The sequence below is a fragment of the Streptomyces sp. NPDC088733 genome (genome assembly GCF_044751185.1).
Lineage (GTDB): Bacteria > Actinomycetota > Actinomycetes > Streptomycetales > Streptomycetaceae > Actinacidiphila.
In genome coordinates, this window is sequence record NZ_JBIVLH010000006.1 from 35,219 (window position 1) to 54,846 (window position 19,628).

The 19,628-nt window shown below is 72.0% G+C and carries 17 protein-coding genes and 1 tRNA gene; 13 read left to right on the top strand and 5 right to left on the bottom strand.

Features of this window, described 5'->3' with window-relative positions; all coding sequences use genetic code 11:
* Positions 1–50: 50 nt before the first annotated feature.
* Together fdhD and ACIP64_RS12860 are read right to left on the bottom strand one after the other, a co-directional pair.
* Positions 51–902 (bottom strand): formate dehydrogenase accessory sulfurtransferase FdhD, encoded by an 852-nt coding sequence (gene fdhD, locus ACIP64_RS12855; protein WP_401584852.1) that lies wholly within the window; start codon positions 900–902, stop codon positions 51–53.
* 157 nt (positions 903–1,059) lie between these two features.
* The gene (locus ACIP64_RS12860; protein ID WP_401584854.1) at positions 1,060–1,953 is read right to left on the bottom strand and encodes a hypothetical protein; all 894 of its coding nucleotides are present in this window, start codon (positions 1,951–1,953) and stop codon (positions 1,060–1,062) included.
* A gap of 126 nt (positions 1,954–2,079) precedes the next feature.
* Between ACIP64_RS12860 and ACIP64_RS12865 the strand changes: the two genes are divergently transcribed.
* On the top strand, positions 2,080–3,024 hold the full coding sequence (locus tag ACIP64_RS12865) for a rhomboid family intramembrane serine protease (protein ID WP_401584856.1): 945 nt from the start codon (positions 2,080–2,082) through the stop codon (positions 3,022–3,024).
* Positions 3,025–3,144: 120 nt separating this feature from the next.
* Entirely contained in the window at positions 3,145–3,825 is a 681-nt protein-coding gene (locus ACIP64_RS12870) for a GntR family transcriptional regulator (RefSeq protein ID WP_401584859.1), read from the top strand.
* Positions 3,826–3,874: 49 nt separating this feature from the next.
* Here the strand turns inward: ACIP64_RS12870 and ACIP64_RS12875 are convergent, their stop codons facing one another.
* Complete coding sequence (locus ACIP64_RS12875; protein WP_401584862.1) at positions 3,875–4,390, bottom strand: VOC family protein; 516 nt, start codon at positions 4,388–4,390, stop codon at positions 3,875–3,877.
* 69 nt (positions 4,391–4,459) lie between these two features.
* On the opposite strand from ACIP64_RS12875, the gene ACIP64_RS12880 reads away from it, so the two are divergent.
* Positions 4,460–5,098, top strand: coding sequence for a LysE family translocator (locus tag ACIP64_RS12880; RefSeq protein WP_360898860.1), 639 nt, complete (start codon positions 4,460–4,462; stop codon positions 5,096–5,098).
* Between the two features lie 28 nt (positions 5,099–5,126).
* Positions 5,127–5,444, top strand: coding sequence for a chorismate mutase (locus ACIP64_RS12885; RefSeq protein WP_401584865.1), 318 nt, complete (start codon positions 5,127–5,129; stop codon positions 5,442–5,444).
* A gap of 119 nt (positions 5,445–5,563) precedes the next feature.
* Here ACIP64_RS12885 and ACIP64_RS12890 read toward each other — a convergent pair whose 3' ends face one another.
* Entirely contained in the window at positions 5,564–6,955 is a 1,392-nt protein-coding gene (locus ACIP64_RS12890; RefSeq protein ID WP_401584868.1) for an OFA family MFS transporter, read from the bottom strand.
* 534 nt (positions 6,956–7,489) lie between these two features.
* On the opposite strand from ACIP64_RS12890, the gene sucC reads away from it, so the two are divergent.
* The 4 genes from sucC to ACIP64_RS12910 all read left to right on the top strand — a co-directional run bounded on the left by sucC (position 7,490) and on the right by ACIP64_RS12910 (position 10,185).
* Positions 7,490–8,629 (top strand): ADP-forming succinate--CoA ligase subunit beta, encoded by a 1,140-nt coding sequence (sucC, locus tag ACIP64_RS12895; protein ID WP_401584871.1) that lies wholly within the window; start codon positions 7,490–7,492, stop codon positions 8,627–8,629.
* Positions 8,630–8,634: 5 nt separating this feature from the next.
* Positions 8,635–9,507 carry a succinate--CoA ligase subunit alpha gene (gene sucD / locus ACIP64_RS12900; protein WP_401584873.1) on the top strand — a complete coding sequence of 291 codons (873 nt, stop codon included), beginning with the start codon at positions 8,635–8,637 and terminating at the stop codon, positions 9,505–9,507.
* Positions 9,507–9,926, top strand: a complete 420-nt coding sequence (locus ACIP64_RS12905; protein ID WP_401584876.1) for a beta-class carbonic anhydrase — start codon at positions 9,507–9,509, stop codon at positions 9,924–9,926. Before sucD ends, ACIP64_RS12905 begins: the two co-directional genes overlap by 1 nt.
* Before the next feature lie 174 nt (positions 9,927–10,100).
* A tRNA-Leu gene (locus tag ACIP64_RS12910) sits at positions 10,101–10,185 on the top strand.
* Between the two features lie 161 nt (positions 10,186–10,346).
* Here ACIP64_RS12910 and ACIP64_RS12915 read toward each other — a convergent pair.
* Positions 10,347–11,528, bottom strand: coding sequence for a glycosyltransferase (locus ACIP64_RS12915; RefSeq protein ID WP_401585621.1), 1,182 nt, complete (start codon positions 11,526–11,528; stop codon positions 10,347–10,349).
* Between the two features lie 369 nt (positions 11,529–11,897).
* On the opposite strand from ACIP64_RS12915, the gene ACIP64_RS12920 reads away from it, so the two are divergent.
* The 5 genes from ACIP64_RS12920 to ACIP64_RS12940 all read left to right on the top strand — a co-directional run bounded on the left by ACIP64_RS12920 (position 11,898) and on the right by ACIP64_RS12940 (position 19,492).
* On the top strand, positions 11,898–14,177 hold the full coding sequence (locus tag ACIP64_RS12920) for a SpoIIE family protein phosphatase (protein ID WP_401584879.1): 2,280 nt from the start codon (positions 11,898–11,900) through the stop codon (positions 14,175–14,177).
* A 320-nt stretch (positions 14,178–14,497) separates the two neighbouring features.
* Positions 14,498–15,130 (top strand): hypothetical protein, encoded by a 633-nt coding sequence (locus ACIP64_RS12925; protein ID WP_401584882.1) that lies wholly within the window; start codon positions 14,498–14,500, stop codon positions 15,128–15,130.
* 180 nt (positions 15,131–15,310) lie between these two features.
* Positions 15,311–16,540, top strand: coding sequence for a formyl-CoA transferase (frc, locus tag ACIP64_RS12930; protein WP_401584884.1), 1,230 nt, complete (start codon positions 15,311–15,313; stop codon positions 16,538–16,540).
* 55 nt (positions 16,541–16,595) lie between these two features.
* Positions 16,596–18,917, top strand: a complete 2,322-nt coding sequence (locus ACIP64_RS12935; protein ID WP_401584887.1) for an FdhF/YdeP family oxidoreductase — start codon at positions 16,596–16,598, stop codon at positions 18,915–18,917.
* 11 nt (positions 18,918–18,928) lie between these two features.
* Complete coding sequence (locus ACIP64_RS12940; protein ID WP_401584889.1) at positions 18,929–19,492, top strand: beta-class carbonic anhydrase; 564 nt, start codon at positions 18,929–18,931, stop codon at positions 19,490–19,492.
* Positions 19,493–19,628: the final 136 nt, after the last annotated feature.

Consider the following 19,628-nt stretch of genomic DNA (forward strand, 5'->3'; position numbering starts at 1 on the left):
GTAGACGCTGTCTACCCCCGGCGGACCGGCGGACCGGCGGACCGGCGGAATCAGCCCCGGCCGGCCACCGGCGCGGGCAGGGCGATCCGCTCCTCGCCCGCGTAGACGTTCATGGAGGTGCCGCGGAGGAAGCCGACGAGGGTGAGGCCCGACTCGGCGGCCAGGTCGACGGCGAGGGAGGACGGGGCGGAGACGGCGGCCAGGACGGGGATGCCGGCCATGACCGCCTTCTGGGCGAGCTCGAAGGAGGCGCGGCCGGAGACCATCAGGATCTTCCCGGCGAGCGGGAGCAGGCCCTGCTGGAGCGCCCGTCCCACGATCTTGTCGACGGCGTTGTGGCGGCCGACGTCCTCGCGGACGTCGAGCAGTTCGCCGTCGGCCGTGAAGAGCGCGGCGGCGTGCAGACCGCCGGTCCGGTCGAAGACCTGCTGGGCCGCGCGCAGCCGGTCGGGGAGGGCGGACAGCAGGGCCGGTTCCAGCCGGAGGGGGGAGGGGTCGGCGATGGGCCAGCGCGCGGTCGTGCGGACCGCGTCGAGGCTGGCCTTGCCGCACAGGCCGCAGGAGGACGTCGTGTAGACGTTCCGCTCCAGGGTGATGTCGGGGACAGGGACACCGGGCGCGAGCCGCACGTCGACGATGTTGTACGTGTTCGACCCGTCGACGGTCGCGCCCGCGCAGTAGACGATGTTCGCGAGTTCCTCGGCACTGCCGAGCACGCCCTCGCTGACGAGGAATCCGGCGGCCAGGGCGAAGTCGTCGCCCGGTGTGCGCATCGTGATGGCGAGCGGCTTGCCGTTCAGCCGTATCTCCAGCGGCTCCTCGGCGACCAGGGTGTCCGCCCGGTGGTCGATGGCGCCGTCCCTGATCCGCAGTACGCGGCGCCGTTCGGTGACCCGTCCCATGTCGATCAGTCCCGGTTCTGTCCGTGCGGGCGGCCGGTTCGGCCCTTGGTACAGAGGTTGCCACGCGCGGGCGCGGTGGCGCGCGGCGCGGGTGCTCGTAGATTGTCTACAACATTCAGCGAGGTGGTCAAGTGCCGTGTGCGCGGGGGCGCGGGGGTCAGAACACGTCCACGACGCTGCCGACGGTCAGGTAGAGGGCGCCGGCGAGCAGGGCGAGGGTGAGCAGGCCCAGCGCGGTGATGCCGGTCAGCCGGGCGTACCAGCCGGTGCCGGAGACCACGTCGGGGTGGTCCGGGTCGTACGTGATCTCCACGCGCCGCGCGTCGCCCTCGACCTTGCGGCCGGAGCCCCGGTAGTCGTGCACGACCCCTTTGAGGTCGGTGAAGCGGTAGACCGTCACCGCCGACTGCTCGCTGTCCGCGGGCTCCTCCTTGCGGTCGAACACGGCGACCACCGTGATGCCGCGCCGACGCAGGGCCAGGCCCTTGTCCAGTTCCGAGACGAACCCGTACAACGCGCCGCCGCCGATCAGAAAAGGCAGGAAACCGAGGCCCCAGCGGAGCGCCTGTCCTCCCTCGCCGTCGACAAGCAGCCAGACCAGACCCGTCAGCCAGCCCAGCGCCACGAGCAGGAACACGATCCCCCCGGCGGCCTCGGCCGCGGTGGCCTCCTCGGCGGGCTTCGCGTCGTCGCGCGCGGGACGGGACTTGGTGGAGGTCACCTCCACCAGGGCCGTGCCGTCCTCCCGGGTTTCGTGGGCGTCGCGCGGCGGGATCGCGGCGTTGACGGCCGCGGCGAACGCCGTCACGGCACGGGAGTTGTGGTGCGTGACGGAGTGCACGGCCGCGGGCCCGCCCGCGGTGGTGAGGACGATCTCCGCGGTGCTGCCCTGCGGGCCGGCCGCACGGACCTCCTCGATCGCGGCGACCGGGATGCGGCGCCGCTCGTGCCCTTCGCTCACGTGCACGTCGTCCCCGTCGAAGCGGGCGGTCACACCGCCCCCTCGCAGGACCAACTCCGGCTGCTCGGCGGCGGATACCTCGCTCGTCACGGGATCACTGTATTGGCCGGTCGCGCAGCGCGGAACAGCCTCGCGGCCATGGTTTGACGCGCGGTGCCGCAACTGGGTACAACCGTGCGAATCCGCTGTGCCGTACGCCGACAGGGGCTGTCACTCGTGAGTACCACGGACGCCGATCAGGGGACCCAGCCCCCGGTCACCACCTGCTACCGCCACACCGACCGCGAATCGCACGTCCGCTGCACGCGCTGCGACCGCTTCATCTGCCCGGACTGCATGCGGGAGGCGTCCGTCGGCCACCAGTGCCCGGAGTGCGTCCGTGAGGGCAACCGCGGTGTCCGCGAGGCCCGTACGGCCTTCGGCGGCAGGATCGCGACCTCGGACGTGCCCGCGGTGACGTACGCGCTGATCGCGCTGAACGTCGCCCTGTACGTGGCCGAGTTGATGCGCCCGGACATCGTCGTCCGGCTGGACGCCCTCGGGTCGGGACTGCTCGGTCCCGACGGGAACAGCTACGTCTACCGCGGCGGGCCGGTCCCCCCGGGCTTCCGGGCGATCGGTGTCGCGCACGGCGAGTGGTACCGGCTGATCACCTCGTCCTTCCTCCATCTCGCCCCGACCGAGGGGCACTTCGGGATCACCCACATCCTGTTCAACATGGCCGCGCTCTGGAACATCGGCCGGGTCGTCGAGGGCCAGCTCGGACGCGTCCGCTACCTGGGGCTCTACCTGCTCGCCGCCCTCGGCGGCGGTGTCGCCACGTACGTGCTCGCCCCGTACACGCCCGCGCTCGGGGCCTCCGGGGCCGTCTTCGGGCTGGGCGCCGCGTACTGGATCCTGAGCCGGCGGCTGCGCTACGACCCCCTCGGCGGCAACCAGCTGATCGTGATGCTGCTGGTCTGGATGGTGATCTCGGCGGCCATCACGTCCTGGCAGGGCCATCTCGGCGGCCTGCTCACCGGCGGCGTGTTCGGGCTGGTCATCGCCCGTGCCCCGGCCCGTCACCGGACCCTCGTCCAGGTGGTGGGCGCGGTCGCTACGCTGGCCGTGCTGGTGGTGCTGGTGACGGTCAAGACCGCCCAACTCACCGGCGCCGCATAAGGGAAGGCCCGCGTCCCAGATGTGAAGAGGGTCACGCGCCGGGGCGGTGTCCTCAGCGGGCCCCACCCCCGGTAGACTGTAGACGAAAGCCAATCATCCCCGGAAAGGCAGGGGGCCGAGATGCTGTCCACTGGGCTGTCACAGGGATCAGTGCCCAAACTGGAGCGTCCAGGACCCCTGCGCGAGCGGGTGTACGAGGCACTGCTCGAACTCATCATCACCCGGGCGCTGAGCCCCGGCCAGCATCTGGTGGAGACCGAACTCGCCGGCCACCTCGGCGTGTCCCGCCAGCCCGTGCGCGAGGCCCTGCAGCGGCTCAACACCGAGGGCTGGGTCGATCTGCGCCCGGCCCAGGGCGCGTTCGTCCACGAGCCCACCGAGGAGGAGGCCGACCAGCTGCTCGTCGTCCGTGCGCTGCTGGAGACCGAGGCCGCGCGCCTGGCCGCCGCCAACGCCGGCGCCGAGGGGCTGGAGCGGCTGGACGAGCTGTGCCGGACGGGCGAGGCCGCGGTCGCGGTGGACGACGTCGACGCCGTCGTCGCGGCGAACGCCGCCCTGCACGCCTACGTGATGGAGCTGGCCGGCAACGCGGTCCTCGCCGAACTCTCCCGGCAGGTCGACCGGCGGGTGCGCTGGTACTACACCCCGGTCGCCCGGCAGCGCGGCATGCAGTCCTGGATCGAGCACCGCGAGCTGATCGACGCCATCGCCGCGCGCGACGCCGCGCGGGCGAGCGAGGTCATGCGCGGCCACACCGAGCAGACCCGCACCTCCTACCACCACCGCGCCGACAAGGACTGAGCGCGGCGCCCCGCGGGACCGGACCGGCCCGCGGGACCGGCTCGCGAGGTCAGAACAGCGCGTTGCCCTCGAAGTAGCCGAGCCTCTCCCGGTACAGCTCCAGATTGAGGCCGTTGGGGTCGCGGATGTACAGGCTGTTGTCCACGCCCCGGTCCGGCCCGAGGTACTCGGTGCCCGCCGCGTCCAGGCGCTCCTTCGCCGCGTCGAACTGCTCCGCCGTCACCGACAGCGCCATGTGCTGCAGACCGCCGATGGTCTCGTGCTGCTCGGGGTGCTCGTGGCCGGGGAAGTCGAAGAAGCCCAGCAGGTTCCCGTGACCGATGTCGAAGAAGAAGTGGCTGGAGCCCGCGTAGTCGCGGTTCTCGACCAGTTCCACCAGCGGGAAGCCCAGGAACTCCTGGTAGAAGCGGATGGTCTCCTCGACGTCGCGGCAGATGAACGCCACGTGGTGCACCCCCGCCGCTGTCGTCTCCGGCCGCTTGCCGGGTTCGCGCAGATAGGCCGCGCGCAGCTCCTCCCGCCGCGCCCGAACCGCCTCCAGCTCCTTGCCCTGCGGCTCACCCATGTCCGTCCCGCCTTTCAGCCCCGCCGATAATCCAGTGCGCCGGAAGATATACCCGATTACCCTCCCGCCATGGTGACCTTCGACCGACTGGCGGCCTTCGCCCTGGTATCGCTGGTGCTGGTGCTCATCCCCGGCCCCAGTGTGCTGTTCGTCATCGGCCGCGCGCTGGCGCACGGCCGCCGCGTCGCGCTGACCTCCGTGGCCGGCAACACCCTGGGCTCCTACGTCCTCGTCCTGGCCGTCGCGTTCGGCGTCGGCCCGGTGGTGGAGCGCTCGGCGCTGCTGTTCGCCGCGCTGAAGCTCGCCGGCGCCGCGTACCTGGTGTATTTGGGGGCCAAGGCGCTGCGGCACCGCAAGGCGCTCAGCATGGCCGCCGCGGAGGCGGGGGCGGCGCGTGGCGCGCTGCGCACACTGGCCGAGGGCTTCGTCGTCGGGGTGTCCAACCCCAAGACGATGGTCTTCTACGCGGCCGTCCTGCCGCAGTTCGTGGATCGCGCCGCCGGGCACGTCACCGTGCAGATGCTGCTGCTCGGCCTGGTCTTCAACGTCATCGCGCTGGCCTCCGACAGCACCATGGGCCTGGTGGCCTCCGCGGCCCGCTCGTGGTTCGCGCGCTCGCCGCGCCGGCTGTCGATGGTCGGCGGTGCGGGCGGCCTGGCCATGATCGGCCTGGGTGTCACGGTCGCCGCGACGGGGCGTACCGACTGATCACCGCGGCGCTGGATAGGCTGGGCGGATGAACGAAGGACACGCGGACGACGCGGCCGCGCTGGAGCGCCTGCGCCACCTGCGCGGCAGTATCGACAACCTGGACGCGGCCCTGGTCCACCTGCTCGCGGAGCGCTTCAAGGCGACGCAGCAGGTGGGCGAGTTGAAGGCCGCGTACCAGATGCCGCCCGCCGACCCGCGGCGCGAGGCCGAGCAGATCGCGCGGCTGCGGCAGATGGCCGAGGAGGCGCACCTCGACCCGGCCTTCGCGGAGAAGTTCCTCAAATTCATTGTCGAAGAGGTCATCCGGCACCACAAGGCGATCGCGGCAGACCGCTCCGGATGACCTCCGCGTGGGCCTCAGCCGTGAGGTTCCACGGCTGAGGCTCCCGTCATGCCGTTCTTGCCGTTCTTGCCGTCCGGCGACCGGACGCCGCCGGGGTCACCCGGTGCCCGGTGGGCACCTCAGACCATCTCCCGGCTGATGGGCTGGGGGTTCGGCCGGATGTCCTTGGCGCGGGGACGGCCCGGCTGCCGCAGCAGCAGCGACAGACCACCGGTGAACAGGCCGATGCAGCCGGCCAGGATGAAGGCGCCGCCATAACCCCAGGCGTCCACGACGATCTTGCCGACGCCCGCCCCGACGAGGCCGGAGACCAGCTTGGAGCTGTAGACCAGGCCGTAGTTGGAGGCGTTGTTGTTCTCCCCGAAGTAGTCCGCGGTCATCGCCGCGAACAACGGGAAGATCGCGCCGCCGCCGAAGCCCGAGATCATCGACGCCAGCAGGAACAGCGGCATGCTGCCCATCGAGCCGGAGAAGTAGACCGCGAACTGCGCCAGGCCCAGCACCACGCAGACGAAGGTCAGCGTCTGCCGGCGCCCGTACCGGTCGGAGATCCAGCCGATGACACCGCGGCCGGTGCCGTTGACGATGGCCTTCAGGCTCATGGCGAGGGCCACGATGCCGCCCGCGAAGCCCATCTCGTCACCGAAGTCGACCTGGAACGAGATGCCGAAGATGTTCACGCCCGCCGTGCAGAGCAGGCAGAACCACATCAGCGGCAGGACACCGGTCTTGACGGCCTCCATCGGGGTGTACTGCTTGACCGCGGGCGGGTTCTTCTCCAGCGCCCGGCGCACCCGGGGGTCGTCGGAGACCGCGAGCGGGTCGATGTGCGCGGGCCACCAGTTCTTCGGCGGGTCCTTGAAGAAGAAGCCGCTGACGGCGACGGCGAGCGCCAGCCCGATACCCACCACGATCAGGACGTTCCCGTAGTTGTCCAGGTCCATGTAGTTCTTGAACAGGAAGATGAAGGGCACCGACCCGTAGGCGAAACCGCCGTTGACGAAGCCGGTCTTGCCGCCCTTCCGCTCCGGGTACCACTTGCCGACCATGTTGATGCAGGTCGCGTAGACGAAACCGGCGCCGCCGCCGCCGAAGAAGCCGAAGCCCAGGTACGCCCAGAAGACATTGGGCGCGTGGGCCAGCGACAGGTAGCCGAGCAGGGTGCCGCCGGCGCCCAGCACCATGGCGGCGCGGGCCGACAGGGTGCCGTTCTCCCGCATCTTGCCGGCCGGGAAGGCCACCGCCGCCTGGAAGAGGATCCAGACGCCCAGCAGCCAGAAGATGTGCGCGCCGTGCCAGTTGTGCGCGTCGGCGAGCGTGTCCTCGGCGGAGGTGAACGCGTACTCCGAGGAGCTGATGGCCATCATGGCGACCCACGGCAGGATCACCATGGTCCACCGGGGCCGCCCCATGATCTGCCGGTCGGTTTCGCCGATCCGGTACGTGCGGCCGTTGCGGTCCGTCACCTCCGTGTATGAGCTGGGTGGTTGAGACGATGTCGATGACGCCATTGTCGTTCCCCTTGCCTCGTAAGAGCCGGGCCAGCGCCCCCTGGACGGTTCTCTTGTGGTGCTTCCGGGGCGGGCGGTCCGGTCGCGTGTCACGGGACCGGTGCCGCCCCTTGTGCTCCGCTCGCAAGCGGGAGCGACTGCCCGGTACGACGTCGTCCGGGCAGGATCAGTGGCGGGCCGACTGCGCGGCCCGGGCGCGGCGGCTGGGCCGCGCTCGCGGAGGGACGTGCGCGCCGTCCCGTCCGCCTACGGCGGCGTACCGCCGGTGATGTTCCTGGCGAGGGGTGCCGCGCGTGACGGCGCGGTGGGAGAAGTACCGGCGGCGGGTGCGGAGTTGCCCTCGTACATGGCGAGCGGGGTCCTTCCGTTCGGGGCCGGTGGGTGGGTCCTTGGTGCGATTCCGTTCAGCAGTCTGTACATTGCATACAGCCGACGAATACTGTATGCAGACGTTTATCCCTCATCGGCCGTCCGGTGTCCAGAGGTGTGCACCGGATTCTCCGCCGACTCCAGTCAGGGCAGGTGCGTTTGACGATGGATCTGTTCGAGTACCAAGCACGGGAGCTCTTCGCGGACCACGGCGTCCCCGTGCTCGACTCCTCCGTGGTGGACGAACCCGCCGCGGCCCGCGCCGCGGCCGAGCGCCTGGGCGGCCGGGTCGTGGTGAAGGCCCAGGTCAAGACCGGCGGCCGGGGCAAGGCGGGCGGTGTGAGACTCGCCTCCGATCCCGCGGACGCGGAGGACAAGGCCCGCGCGATCCTCGGTATGGACATCAAGGGGCACACCGTCGGCACGGTCATGCTCACCGAGACCGCCGACATCCAGGACGAGTTCTACGTCGCCTATCTGCTCGACCGCACGGAGCGCACCTTCCTCGCCATGGCCTCCGCCGAGGGCGGCATGGACATCGAGGAGGTCGCCGCCACGCGCCCCGGGGCCCTGGCCCGCGTCCCCGTCGACGCCGACGAGGGCGTCACGGAGGAGAAGGCCCGCGAGATCGCCGCCGCCGGCGGCCTGCCGGACGAGGCCGTGCCCGTCCTGGTCGCCCTGTGGGAGGTCTTCACCGAGGAGGACGCCCTCCTCGTCGAGGTCAACCCGCTGGTACGGACCGAGGACGGCCGCATCCTCGCCCTCGACGGCAAGGTGTCCCTCGACGACAACGCCCGCTTCCGCCACCCCGCCCACGCCGCCTACGAGACCCCCGGCGAGGGCGACCCCCTGGAGGCCGCCGCCCGGGCGAAGGGCCTCAACTACGTCAAGCTCGACGGCACGGTCGGCGTCATCGGCAACGGCGCGGGCCTCGTCATGAGCACCCTCGACGTCGTCGCCCACCACGGCGGCGCCCCCGCCAACTTCCTCGACATCGGCGGCGGGGCCTCCGCCCAGGTCATGGCCGACGGCCTCGGCGTCATCCTCTCCGACCCCGACGTCACCTCCGTGCTCGTCAACGTCTTCGGCGGCATCACCGCCTGCGACGCCGTCGCCGACGGCATCGTGCAGGCCCTCGGCCTGGTCGACCTCACCAAGCCCCTCGTCGTGCGCCTCGACGGCAACAACGCCGAGCGCGGCCGGGCCGTGCTCGCCGCCGCGGCGCCGTCGCTGGGGCCCCTCGTACAGCAAGTGGACACCATGGACGGCGCGGCCGCGCGGGCCGCCGCGCCCGCAAGGAGCTGATCGCGATGGCCATCTTCATCGACCGCAACAGCAAAGTGATCGTGCAGGGCATGACCGGCTCGGAGGGCATGAAGCACACCCGGCGCATGCTCGCCTCGGGCACGGACGTCGTCGGCGGCGTCAACCCGCGCAAGGCCGGCACCCATGTGGAGTTCGACGGGCGCATCATCCCGGTCTTCGGGTCGGTCAAGGAGGCGATCGGCGCCACGGGCGCGGACGTCAGCGTCGTCTTCGTCCCGCCGCCCTTCGTCCGCGCCGCCGTCGACGAGGCGGCGGACGCCGGGACCCCCCTCGTCGTCGTCATCACCGAGGGCGTCCCCGTGCACGACACCGTCGCCTTCCGGGCCCGCGCCACCGCGGCCGGGACGCGCGTCATCGGCCCCAACTGCCCCGGCCTGATCAGCCCCGGGCAGTCCAACGCGGGCATCATCCCCGCCGACATCACCACCGCGGGCCGCATCGGACTGGTCTCCAAGTCCGGCACCCTCACCTACCAGCTGATGTACGAGCTGCGCGACCTCGGCTTCTCCACCGCCGTCGGCATCGGGGGCGACCCCGTGATCGGCACCACCCACATCGACTGCCTGCGCGCCTTCCAGGACGACCCCGACACCGACCTCATCGTGATGATCGGCGAGATCGGCGGCGACGCCGAGGAGCGGGCCGCGGCCTACATCTCGCGCCTGGTCACCAAGCCCGTCGTCGGGTACGTCGCGGGCTTCACCGCCCCCGAGGGCAGGACCATGGGCCACGCCGGCGCCATCGTCTCCGGCTCGGCGGGCACCGCCCGGGCCAAGAAGCAGGCCCTGGAGGCCGCGGGCGTCGCCGTCGGCAGCACGCCCTCGGAGACCGCGCTCATCGTCCGCGGGCTGCTGTGATGACGGGCACCGAGGACCTGCTGGTCCGCCGCCACGACGTCGGCGCCGCCCTGATCCCCCTCGACCCGAGGAAGCGCGAGCCGCAGACCCGGGTCGCCATCCTCGCCTGCATGGACGCCCGGCTCGGTGTCGAGGCGATGTTCGGCCTGCGTGCGGGCGACGCCCATGTCATCCGCAACGCGGGCGGGTGCGTCACCGACGACGCGCTCCGCTCGCTGCGGCTGAGCCAGATACGGGAGGGCACCCGCGAGATCGTGCTGGTGCACCACGAGGACTGCGCCGCGCTGAGCGACCCGGACGAGGACCTGCGCGTCTGCATGGCCCGCGTCGAGGGCAACCCGCAGCTGCCGCACACCGAGGCGCTGCGGGGCTTCCTCTACACGCGCAGCGGCGCACTGAGGGAGGTGCGTCCGGCGTGAGCCGCGCCCGATGACCGATGAGCGCAGACCGCGGCACCGTGCGCCCCGCGACCCCCCCCGGGGGGAGGGCGGCGTACGGTGCCGCGGCCCTGCGGATACGCAGGTGAAACCCGCCCCGAATCCTTGGTATCGTTGTCCTTGTCGCCGCGGGGATGCCCCGCGGTCGGACACCCGGTCCGGGTGGCGGAATGGCAGACGCGCTAGCTTGAGGTGCTAGTGCCCTTTATCGGGCGTGGGGGTTCAAGTCCCCCCTCGGACACAGCAGACGTAGCGAGGAAAGTGCCGGCAGGGAGTGATCCCGGTCGGCCTTTGTGCTTTCCGCGGGCGTGCCGCGGCGACGGGGACGCCGTGCGGGGCGGCCGGTTCCCCGGCTGCCCCGCACGGCGCGGAGCGTCATCGCCCCGTCGCCGGCCGTGTCCCTCAGAGCGCCTCCGGCAGCGGTGCCGCGCCCATCCCCTGGTGCACGCGGTCGAGGAGCGCGGCGTACGCGGCGATCATGCGGGTGCGGCTGAAGCGCTCGCGGCTGAGGGCCATCGAGGCGCCGAATTCCGCCCGGCGGGCCAGGGCGTCGGCCCAGGCCTCCCCGATCGCCTCGGGGTCCTGCGGGGTGATGATGCCGTGGCCGGCCACGATCGCCGCGGTGTCGCCGACGTCGGTGGCGACCGGGACGGCGCCGCACATCATGCCCTCGATCAGGCACAGCGGCGCCGCCTCCCCCGAGGAGGACGTCAGGGCCACCACGTCGGCGGCCGCGTAGACCGTCTCCATGTCGCCCCGCACACCGAGCAGATGGAGCCCGCGGGGGAGCCGCGCCCCGTCGCCGAAGGCGTCCGCGATGTCCGCGCGCAGCGCGAGGTTGGCCTCGGTCATGCCCGCGCCGCACATCAGGACGTGCCCGTCCGGCTCGCGCCGCAGCCACGCCTGCGCGGCCCGCAGGAACAGCGGGACGTTCTTCATCGTGGCGTAGCGCGCGGCGAAGACGACCACCGGCGCCTGGTCCGGGATGCCCAGCGCGGAGCGCAGCAGCACCCGCCGCGCGGGGTCGGGGCGGAAGCGCAGCAGGTCGACACCGTTGGGGATGACATGCAGCAGCTCGCCCGGGATCCCGGCGGCCTCGTACGCGACGCGCGTGGACTCGGCGCAGCACACGCAGGCCGCGATCCTCCCGTTCGCCACGGCGGCCTTGAGCTCGTCGAGGGCCTGGCCCTGGTTCTCCGGGTCGGAGCGGTGCAGGCAGACCACGACCGGCCGCAGCGGCAGGCCGGCCTGGTTGAGCAGTTCCAGGGGCTGCTCCTTGAGCGACAGGATGACGTCGGCGGCCGCCGTCGCCCTGGCGGTGGCGGCCAGTTCCGGTCCGGTGAAGGCCGTCGGGCCCCCGGTCGGCCCGAAACTGCGGCCCAGGGAGGTGACGTCCACCCCGGCCGCCGTCAGCGACCGGTAGCAGGCGTCGTTCTCCATCGGCTGGCGGGTCGCCTCCCGATGCACCTCGCCGTGCATGCTGAGCACGCTGTGGTGCTGACCGCCCTCGCGCAGTCCGAGGACGACGTCGCTGTGCAGGATCCGGGCCCCACCGGAGAAGAAGCCCTCATAAACGGAGAGCACACGCAGTCCGTGCGTCACGCGCACACCATCACCCGCCTTGCAGAAGTTCTGAACGACCCCCGTGATCTGCGGGTTAGCCGATATCTGGGGGGATGGAGATGACGCGGTCCTGAACACGGCCCTTCGCCTGGACGTACGATCGGTTGTCTGCGACCCAACAACCTGAGCCAGGGTCTATACGGTACAAGTCGGGCCCCGGCGAGGTCACCCCGGCTGCGCGAACTTCGGCGGGTTTGCCCGGATGTACGGGCGGCCCGCGCCGGGCCGGGCCGCCGGAGGCGTCGACCGGCGGGTGAGCGGGCACGGGCATTCCGGTAGGAATCGCGCATACGCCGCACATATACTGCCAACGGACAGGAAACCTCCGTGATGAGCAGCCGGACAGTCACAGGACACGACCGCGAAGCGGTCCCCTCCCCGGCGCTGGGCGGCGATCTGGCGGCGGTGGTCTACCGTGCGCTCCGCGACGCCGCGCAGCGGCTCGACGGTGTGGCGGCGGCCGTCTACCTCCTGACCGCGGACGGCGGCGAACTCAAGGCGGCCATGATCGGCGGCAGCTCGCCCTCGGTGTTCACGCTGCCGGGGCACATGACGCTGGACGCCCCCTACGCCTCCTCGCGTGCCCTGGCCACCGAAGCGGTCGTGGTCCTGACCGATCCGGACCCCCAGGTCGAGGACCGGTCCGATCCGCCGCTCGACCTGCCGCACTACCCCTTCGCCGTCGCCGCGACCCCGCTCGTCTGCGAAGGAGTGCGTTTCGGCGCGCTGTCCGTCCTCCGGCCGGAGAACCGCGGCGGCTACGACGCCGCCGACCGCGCGCGGCTGGCGGCGCTCGGCGACCGGCTCGCGCAGACCTTCGCGGCGCTGGCCGAGCGGGGCACGGCGATCGTGCCGGGCCACATGCCCGCGGTGGTGCCCATCGACCGCGCCGCACGCACCGACGTGGTGGACGAGACGGCGGGGGACGTGCTGTGGGGGGTGCGCGGCGTCGCCGGCTCCGTGGGGCTGAGCCTCATGTACCCGCTGCGACGGCTCTCCGAGATGGTCAACCAGGCCACGACCCTGGACCAGCTCGTCGGGGCGGCGGGCTTCTGCGTCATGGCGCCGTTCCGGGCCAGGGCGCTCGTGCTGGCGTCCGTCGGCCGGGGGCGCCTCTGGGTCGTCGGGCACAGCGGGGACTCCGCGGACCTGGCCCGGCGGATCCACGGCAGCGGGCTGCACACCGCGCAGCCCGCGGCGGAGGCGGTCCGGCGGCGGACACTGGTCGTCGCCGGGGGTTGCGCTCCGCTCGCGGCCGGCCCGCTCCTGCCCGACGACGGGTCCCCCTCCGCGGCCTACCTCCCGCTCGTCGGGAACCGGCACGTCATCGACCTCCCCTTCATCGGGAAGGACGACGTCGTCGGCGTGTGCTGCCTGGAGTTCGCCGGCCCGCGCCGCTTCTCGCCCGAGGAGCGGGCGGTGCTGGCGATGATGGCGGGCACGCTGGGCCCGGCCGTCGAGCGGGTGGAACTGGGCCGCAAGCGGCACGCACTCGCCGAGACCCTGCAGAAGCGGCTGCTCCCGCCGGTGCTCTCGGAATCGCCCCAGCTGACGACGACGGCCCGCTACGAGCCGGCCGTCGCCGCGTCCGAGGTCGGCGGCGACTGGTACGACGTGATCGACCTGCCGGGCCGCCGTGTCGTGCTGGTGGTGGGCGACGTGGAGGGGCACGCGATGGAGAGCGCCGCCCTCATGGGCCAGTTGCGCGGCGCGGTGGTGGCGTACGCGACCGAGGGGCACAAGCCGGCGGCGGTGATCGACCGGACCGGCAGACTGCTCGCCCGGCTCGGCACCGACCTGCTCGCCACCTGCTGCGTCATCGCCCTGGACACCGCCGACGGCGTGGCCGAGGTGGCCCTCGCGGGCCATCCACCGCCGCTCGTCATGGGGCCCGACGGAGGTGTCGCCGTCCTGGAGGCCCCCTCCAACGTGCCGCTCGGTGTCGCCGTGGGCGGTGCCTGCCGGGCGCGGGAGCACACGGTCGTGCCGGGGTCGGTGCTCATGCTGTACTCGGACGGGCTGCTGGACGCGTGCGTGCCCGACCCCACCGCCGCCGCGGCCGGCTTGTTCCGTACCGGCGGCTGCATGGCGGGGGACAACCTCGAAGAGCTCGCCGACGGCGTCGTCGCCGAGATGCCGGGGTTCGACCAGCGGCGCGACGACGCGGTACTGCTGCTGGCCCGTTTCGAGGGCGCCGACGTCCGCGACGGCTCCCGGACGGGTCATCTCCACCTTCAGGAGCACGACCTGCTGGGCGTCAAGGCGGCCCGGGGCTTCGTGCACGACTCGCTGCGCGCGTGGGGCCTGGAGGAGATGACGGAGGACCTCCAGCTCGTCGCCTCCGAGGTCGTGACGAACGCGCTCATCCACGCGGGAAGCGACGTCGACGTACGGCTGCGGGCCTTCCGCGACAACATCCGCATGGAGGTCCGCGACTCCGACAGCGACCCGCCCGTCCCGTCGGCCTTCTCCCTCACGGAGGAGGGCAGTTCCCAGGCGGAGTCCGGACGCGGCCTCTTCCTCGTGGACGCGCTGACCAGGGCGTGGAACAGCTCCCCGAACGGGCGCGGCAAGACGGTCTGGCTGGAGATGGCCATCCCTGGCGCCTGAGGGGCCGCCCAGGGGCGGCAGAGGCCCCTCGTGCGCTCCTGGGGCGGTGCCGCCCGTCAGCGGCGCCCTGGGCGGCCTGTGCGGCCGTCGACGGCGGCGCCGAGTGCGACTTGGGGGCGGCGTCGGCCAGTCGGGCGGGCGCTTCGAGACGTGGGCGTACTCGGGGCCCGGCCGGTCACCGGGAAGTCCCGCGAGGGGAGGCCGCGACCGGGGCAACCGGTACCGGGCGGAGCGCTCCGCGGCGCGAGCACGGCGTCCGGTCCCGCACCCCGCCCCGGGCCGCACACCGCTGTCGGACCGCGCTGTTACGGTCCCCGGTCATGGCGGCAGACGACGGCATCGCATGGATCGGCGCACGGTGGCCCGACGACGACGCCGACCCCCTCCTCGGGGTGCAGGCGGGTCTGGTGTTCGCGGAGGGCATCGCACCGCAGGACCTGGCGGTGGTGTTCGGCGCGGTTCCGTGGGAGATGCCGGAGCCGGTGGGCGCGGAGGCCAAGGCGGTCTGGGACCGGACCCACCCCTGTACACGGGTCCCCGACGAGCCGTTGCTGACCGTCTACGGCAAAGAGGGCGAGTGGTCGTTCCTCGCCGGGCACTTCGACTACCTCGTCCCGTTCCGCGAGGACTTCGCGCTGCCGCGCGGGACCGGTCGGGCCGTACTCCTCTACAACATCGCCGCCAAGGGCATGAGCCTCATGGCCTGCTTCGAGGGCGGCCGGGAGGTGTGGCACGGCGAGATCCCCGGCGGGTCCGGGAGCCGGCAGGGGGCAGGGGAGCCGGCCTTCCTCGACCAGGCCGTGAGGGAAGCCTGCCGGGGGGAGGGCGGTCACCGCTCCGGGGACTGGCGGAAGCGGTTCCTCGGGAGCCTGGGGACCGCGTTCGGCTTCTCCGTGTGCCAGGAGACCTTCGACGCGGGCGGATATCCGCTGGCCGCCGTCCACTTGTCCTGAATCGCGGGGCCTCCCCGCCCGGCCCCGCGGGGTGCCCGTACGGGCAAATATTTGCCGGCGCGGTCTGGACATCCGTCACGCCTGCCGCGACCATGAAGGAACTCCATACGGTATGCAATCTACAGTCCAGGAGTCAGTCAGTCGGTCGGGTCGGTGTGGACAGGTGAGGTGGGGACGGCGATGAGCAGGGCACTCGAAGGCATTCGTGTTCTGGACATGACGCACGTGCAGTCCGGGCCGTCGGCGACGCAGTTGCTGGCATGGCTGGGGGCCGACGTGATCAAGCTGGAGGCGCCGGGGGGTGACATCACCCGCAGTCAGCTGCGCGACCTGCCGGACGTGGACAGCCTGTACTTCACGATGCTCAACGCCAACAAGCGGAGCATCACCCTGAACACCAAGACGCCGCGCGGCAAGGAGCTCCTGACCGAGCTCATCGGCCGCAGTGACGTGATGGTGGAGAACTTCGCCCCGGGCGCCATCGACCGGATGGGCTTCACCTGGGAACGCATCCACGCGATCAACCCGCGGATCGTCTACGCCTCCATCAAGGGCTTCGGCGAGGGCCCCTACACCGACTACAAGGCGTACGAGGTCGTCGCGCAGGCGATGGGCGGGTCGATGGCCACCACCGGGTTCGACGACGGCCCGCCGATGGCGACCGGCGCGCAGATCGGCGACTCCGGCACCGGCATGCACGCGGTCGCCGGCATCCTGGCCGCCCTGTACCAGCGCACCCACACCGGACGCGGCCAGCGGGTGCAGGTCGCCATGCAGCACGCGGTGCTCAACCTGTGCCGCGTCAAGCTCCGCGACCAGCAGCGCCTGGCCCACGGTCCGCTCGCGGAGTACCCCAACGACGACTTCGGCGACGAGGTGCCGCGGTCGGGCAACGCCTCCGGCGGCGGCCAGCCCGGATGGGCCGTCAAATGCGCGCCCGGCGGCCCCAACGACTACGTGTACGTCATCGTCCAGCCGACCGGCTGGCCGCCCATCGCCGAACTCATCGGCCGCCCGGAACTGGCGCGGGACCCCGAGTGGGCCACCCCCCAGGCGCGGCTGCCGAAGCTCGCCAAGATGTTCCAGCTCATCGAGGAGTGGACCAGCACGCTGCCCAAGTGGCAGGTCCTGGAGCAGCTCAACGGCCACAACATCCCGTGCGGGCCGATCCTGTCCACCAAGGAGATCATCGAGGACGCCAGCCTGCGCGCCAACGAGATCGTCGTGGACGTCCCGCACCCCCAGCGCGGCTCGTACACCACCGTGGGCAACCCCCTCAAACTCTCCGACTCGCCCACCACCATCACCCGCTCACCCCTCCTCGGTGAGCACAACCACGACATCTACATCTCCGAACTCGGCATCGACGAGGCCGAGTTGCCCGACCTCAGGGCGCAGGGCGTGATCTGACGGCGACCGCGATCCGCAGGTACCGGGGCAACAGCAGAAAGGCACAGGCCAGAACGTGAGCACCATCGAGGACCCGAGCGACGAGCATCTGGAGGTGACGCCGCCCAAGATCTGGGCGACCGGACTGCCTGCCGTGACCCACGCGATCCAGTACTCCCTGGGCCAGACCACGGTCCGGCGGACGGCGCTGACCCTGCTGAACATCAACCAGGCCAAGGGTTTCGACTGCCCCGGCTGCGCGTGGCCGGAGCCGGACCCGGCACACCGGCACCTCCAGGAGTACTGCGAGAACGGCGCCAAGCACATCAGCGACGAGGCGACCTCGCGCCGGGTCACCGCTGACTTCTTCCGCGCACACCCGGTGTCCGAGCTGGACGGGAAGTCCGACCTCTGGCTCAACCAGCAGGGCCGGCTCGCCGAGCCCATGGTCAAGCGGCCCGGCTCGGACCACTACGAGCCGATCGGCTGGGACGGCGCCCTGGACCTGCTCGCGGGTGAACTGCGCGCCCTGGACTCCCCGGACGAGGCGCTGTTCTACACCTCGGGCCGGGTCGGCAACGAGGCCGCCTTCCTGCTCCAGCTCTTCGCCCGCGCCTACGGCACCAACAACCTGCCCGACTGCAGCAACATGTGCCACGAGTCCAGCGGCTCCGCACTCAACGAGACCCTGGGCATCGGCAAGGGCAGCGTCTCCCTGGAGGACATCCACGGGTCCGACCTGGTCTTCGTCGTGGGCCAGAACCCGGGCACCAACCATCCGCGGATGCTGTCCGCGCTGGAGGAGACCAAGCGGCGCGGGGGTCAGGTCGTCGCGGTCAACCCGCTGCCCGAGGCCGGGCTGATGCGGTTCAAGCACCCCCAGAAGGCCCGCGGCATCCTCGGCCGCGGGACGGCCATCGCCGACCAGTTCCTGCAGATCCGGCCCGGCGGCGACCTCGCGCTGTTCCAGGCGCTGAACCTGCTCCTGCTGGAGGCCGAGGACGCCGCGCCCGGGACCGTGCTGGACCACGCGTTCATCGACACCCGCTCCACGGGCTTCGCCGAGTTCGCCCGGCACGCCCGCAAGACCGACTGGGACGACGTCCGCAAGGCCACGGGGCTGACCCGCGAGGAGATCGAGCAGGTCCACGAGCGGGTGCTGAACAGCAGGAGCGTCATCGTCTGCTGGGCGATGGGCCTGACCCAGCACAAGCACGGTGTGCCCACCATCCGCGAGGTCGTCAACTTCCTGATGCTGCGCGGGAACATCGGGAAGCCGGGGGCGGGCGTGTGCCCCGTGCGCGGCCACAGCAATGTGCAGGGCGACCGCACCATGGGCATCTGGGAGCGGATGCCGCAGGCCTTCCTGGACGCGCTGGAGCGGGAGTTCGGCTTCACTGCGCCCACCCGGCACGGCTGGGACACCGTGGACTCCATCAGGGCCATGCGCGACGGACGGGCCAAGGTCTTCGTCGGCGTCGCCGGCAACTTCGTCCGGGCCGCACCCGACAGCGAGCTGACCGAGGCGGCGCTGCGCAAGTGCCGCCTCACCGCGCACATCTCGACCAAGCTCAACCGCTCCCACACGGTGTGCGGCGAGACGGCACTGATCCTGCCGACCCTGGGCCGCAGCGACCGGGACGTCCAGGGCGGCGTCGAGCAGTTCGTCACCGTCGAGGACTCGATGAGCCAGGTGCACGCCTCGCGCGGGCGGCTGGAGCCCGCCTCCCGCACGCTGCTCAGCGAGGTGGCGATCGTCTCGCGGCTGGCCGCCCGGACCCTCGGCGACAGCCCGTCCCTTCCCTGGGCGGAGTTCGAGGCGGACTACGGCGCCATTCGGGAGCGCATCTCCCGGGTCGTGCCCGGCTTCCACGACTACTCCGCCCGGGCGGCCGAGCCGGGCGGCTTCGCGCTGCCGAACCCGGTCAACCACGGGACGTTCCCCACCCCGAGCGGCAAGGCGGTCTTCACGTGCAACGACTTCGCGATGGTGCAGGCCCCCGAGCGGCACCTCGTGCTGCAGACGCTGCGCTCGCACGACCAGTGGAACACCGTCCCGTACGCGATGAACGACCGCTACCGCGGCATCCACGAAGGCCGCCGCGTCGTCCTGGTGAACCCCGCCGACCTGGCGGCCCTCGGCCTCGCCGACCGTGACCTCGTCGACCTGGTCGGCGTGTGGCACGACGGGGTGGAACGCCGCGCCCGCGGCTTCCGGGTGATCCCCTACCCGACGACTCCGGGGTCGGCCGCCGCGTACTACCCGGAGACCAATGTCCTGGTGCCGCTGGACAGCGTGGCCGACATCAGCAACACCCCGACATCGAAGGGAATCGTGATCCGGCTCGAACCGTCCGGCATCCCGGCACGGGTCCCTTCACCCCGACGACCGGAATGAGGCAGCCCAGCATGTCGACGTCGACGCAACCCTCCGCGCAGTCCTCCGGCGGCCCCCGCGACCCGGAGACGGTCACCGACCGCCTCGTGGCGTCCAACCGGGAGTACGCCGCCGGGTTCACCGATCCGGGCATGGGGGCCCGCCCCGTCCTGGGCGTGGCCGTCGTGGCCTGCATGGACGCGCGGATCGATCTGCACGCCGCCCTCGGCCTCGCACTGGGCGACTGCCACACCATCCGCAACGCGGGCGGCGTGGTCACCGACGACACGATCCGCTCCCTGACCATCAGCCAGCGGGCCCTGTCCACCCGCAGCGTCGTGCTGATCCACCACACGGGCTGCGGCCTCCAGACCCTGACCGAGGACTTCCGGCACGAACTGGAGCGGGAGGTCGGGCAGCGCCCGGCCTGGGCCGTGGAGGCGTTCCAGGACGTCGACCAGGACGTCCGGCAGTCGATGCAGCGGGTGCGGACCTCACCGTTCCTCCCGCACACCGACGACGTCCGGGGCTTTGTCTTCGACGTGTCGACCGGGCTGCTGCGGGAGATCGGCCCCCAGGCCGACGCGCGGCCCTGAGCCGACCAGGTGTGCGCGCGGGCCGGCGGACGGCAACCGGCCGGGCCGCCCGGCGACGGGCCCCGGCACACGGCCCGCGCGCACGGTGGCGGGGCCGGCCGGCGCGGATGTGCTCCGCGGCGGCCGGCCCCGTACG

Bases quoted from the DNA above. Each gene is read 5' to 3' on its own strand.
- fdhD (WP_401584852.1), bottom strand. From the start codon at position 902: ATGGGACGGGTCACCGAACGGCGCCGCGTACTGCGGATCAGGGACGGC.
- ACIP64_RS12870 (WP_401584859.1), top strand. From the start codon at position 3,145: ATGCTGTCCACTGGGCTGTCACAGGGATCAGTGCCCAAACTGGAGCGT.
- ACIP64_RS12875 (WP_401584862.1), bottom strand. From the start codon at position 4,390: ATGGGTGAGCCGCAGGGCAAGGAGCTGGAGGCGGTTCGGGCGCGGCGG.
- ACIP64_RS12880 (WP_360898860.1), top strand. From the start codon at position 4,460: ATGGTGACCTTCGACCGACTGGCGGCCTTCGCCCTGGTATCGCTGGTG.
- ACIP64_RS12885 (WP_401584865.1), top strand. From the start codon at position 5,127: ATGAACGAAGGACACGCGGACGACGCGGCCGCGCTGGAGCGCCTGCGC.
- ACIP64_RS12890 (WP_401584868.1), bottom strand. From the start codon at position 6,955: ATGGCGTCATCGACATCGTCTCAACCACCCAGCTCATACACGGAGGTG.
- sucC (WP_401584871.1), top strand. From the start codon at position 7,490: ATGGATCTGTTCGAGTACCAAGCACGGGAGCTCTTCGCGGACCACGGC.
- sucD (WP_401584873.1), top strand. From the start codon at position 8,635: ATGGCCATCTTCATCGACCGCAACAGCAAAGTGATCGTGCAGGGCATG.
- ACIP64_RS12905 (WP_401584876.1), top strand. From the start codon at position 9,507: ATGACGGGCACCGAGGACCTGCTGGTCCGCCGCCACGACGTCGGCGCC.
- ACIP64_RS12920 (WP_401584879.1), top strand. From the start codon at position 11,898: ATGAGCAGCCGGACAGTCACAGGACACGACCGCGAAGCGGTCCCCTCC.
- ACIP64_RS12925 (WP_401584882.1), top strand. From the start codon at position 14,498: ATGGCGGCAGACGACGGCATCGCATGGATCGGCGCACGGTGGCCCGAC.
- frc (WP_401584884.1), top strand. From the start codon at position 15,311: ATGAGCAGGGCACTCGAAGGCATTCGTGTTCTGGACATGACGCACGTG.
- ACIP64_RS12940 (WP_401584889.1), top strand. From the start codon at position 18,929: ATGTCGACGTCGACGCAACCCTCCGCGCAGTCCTCCGGCGGCCCCCGC.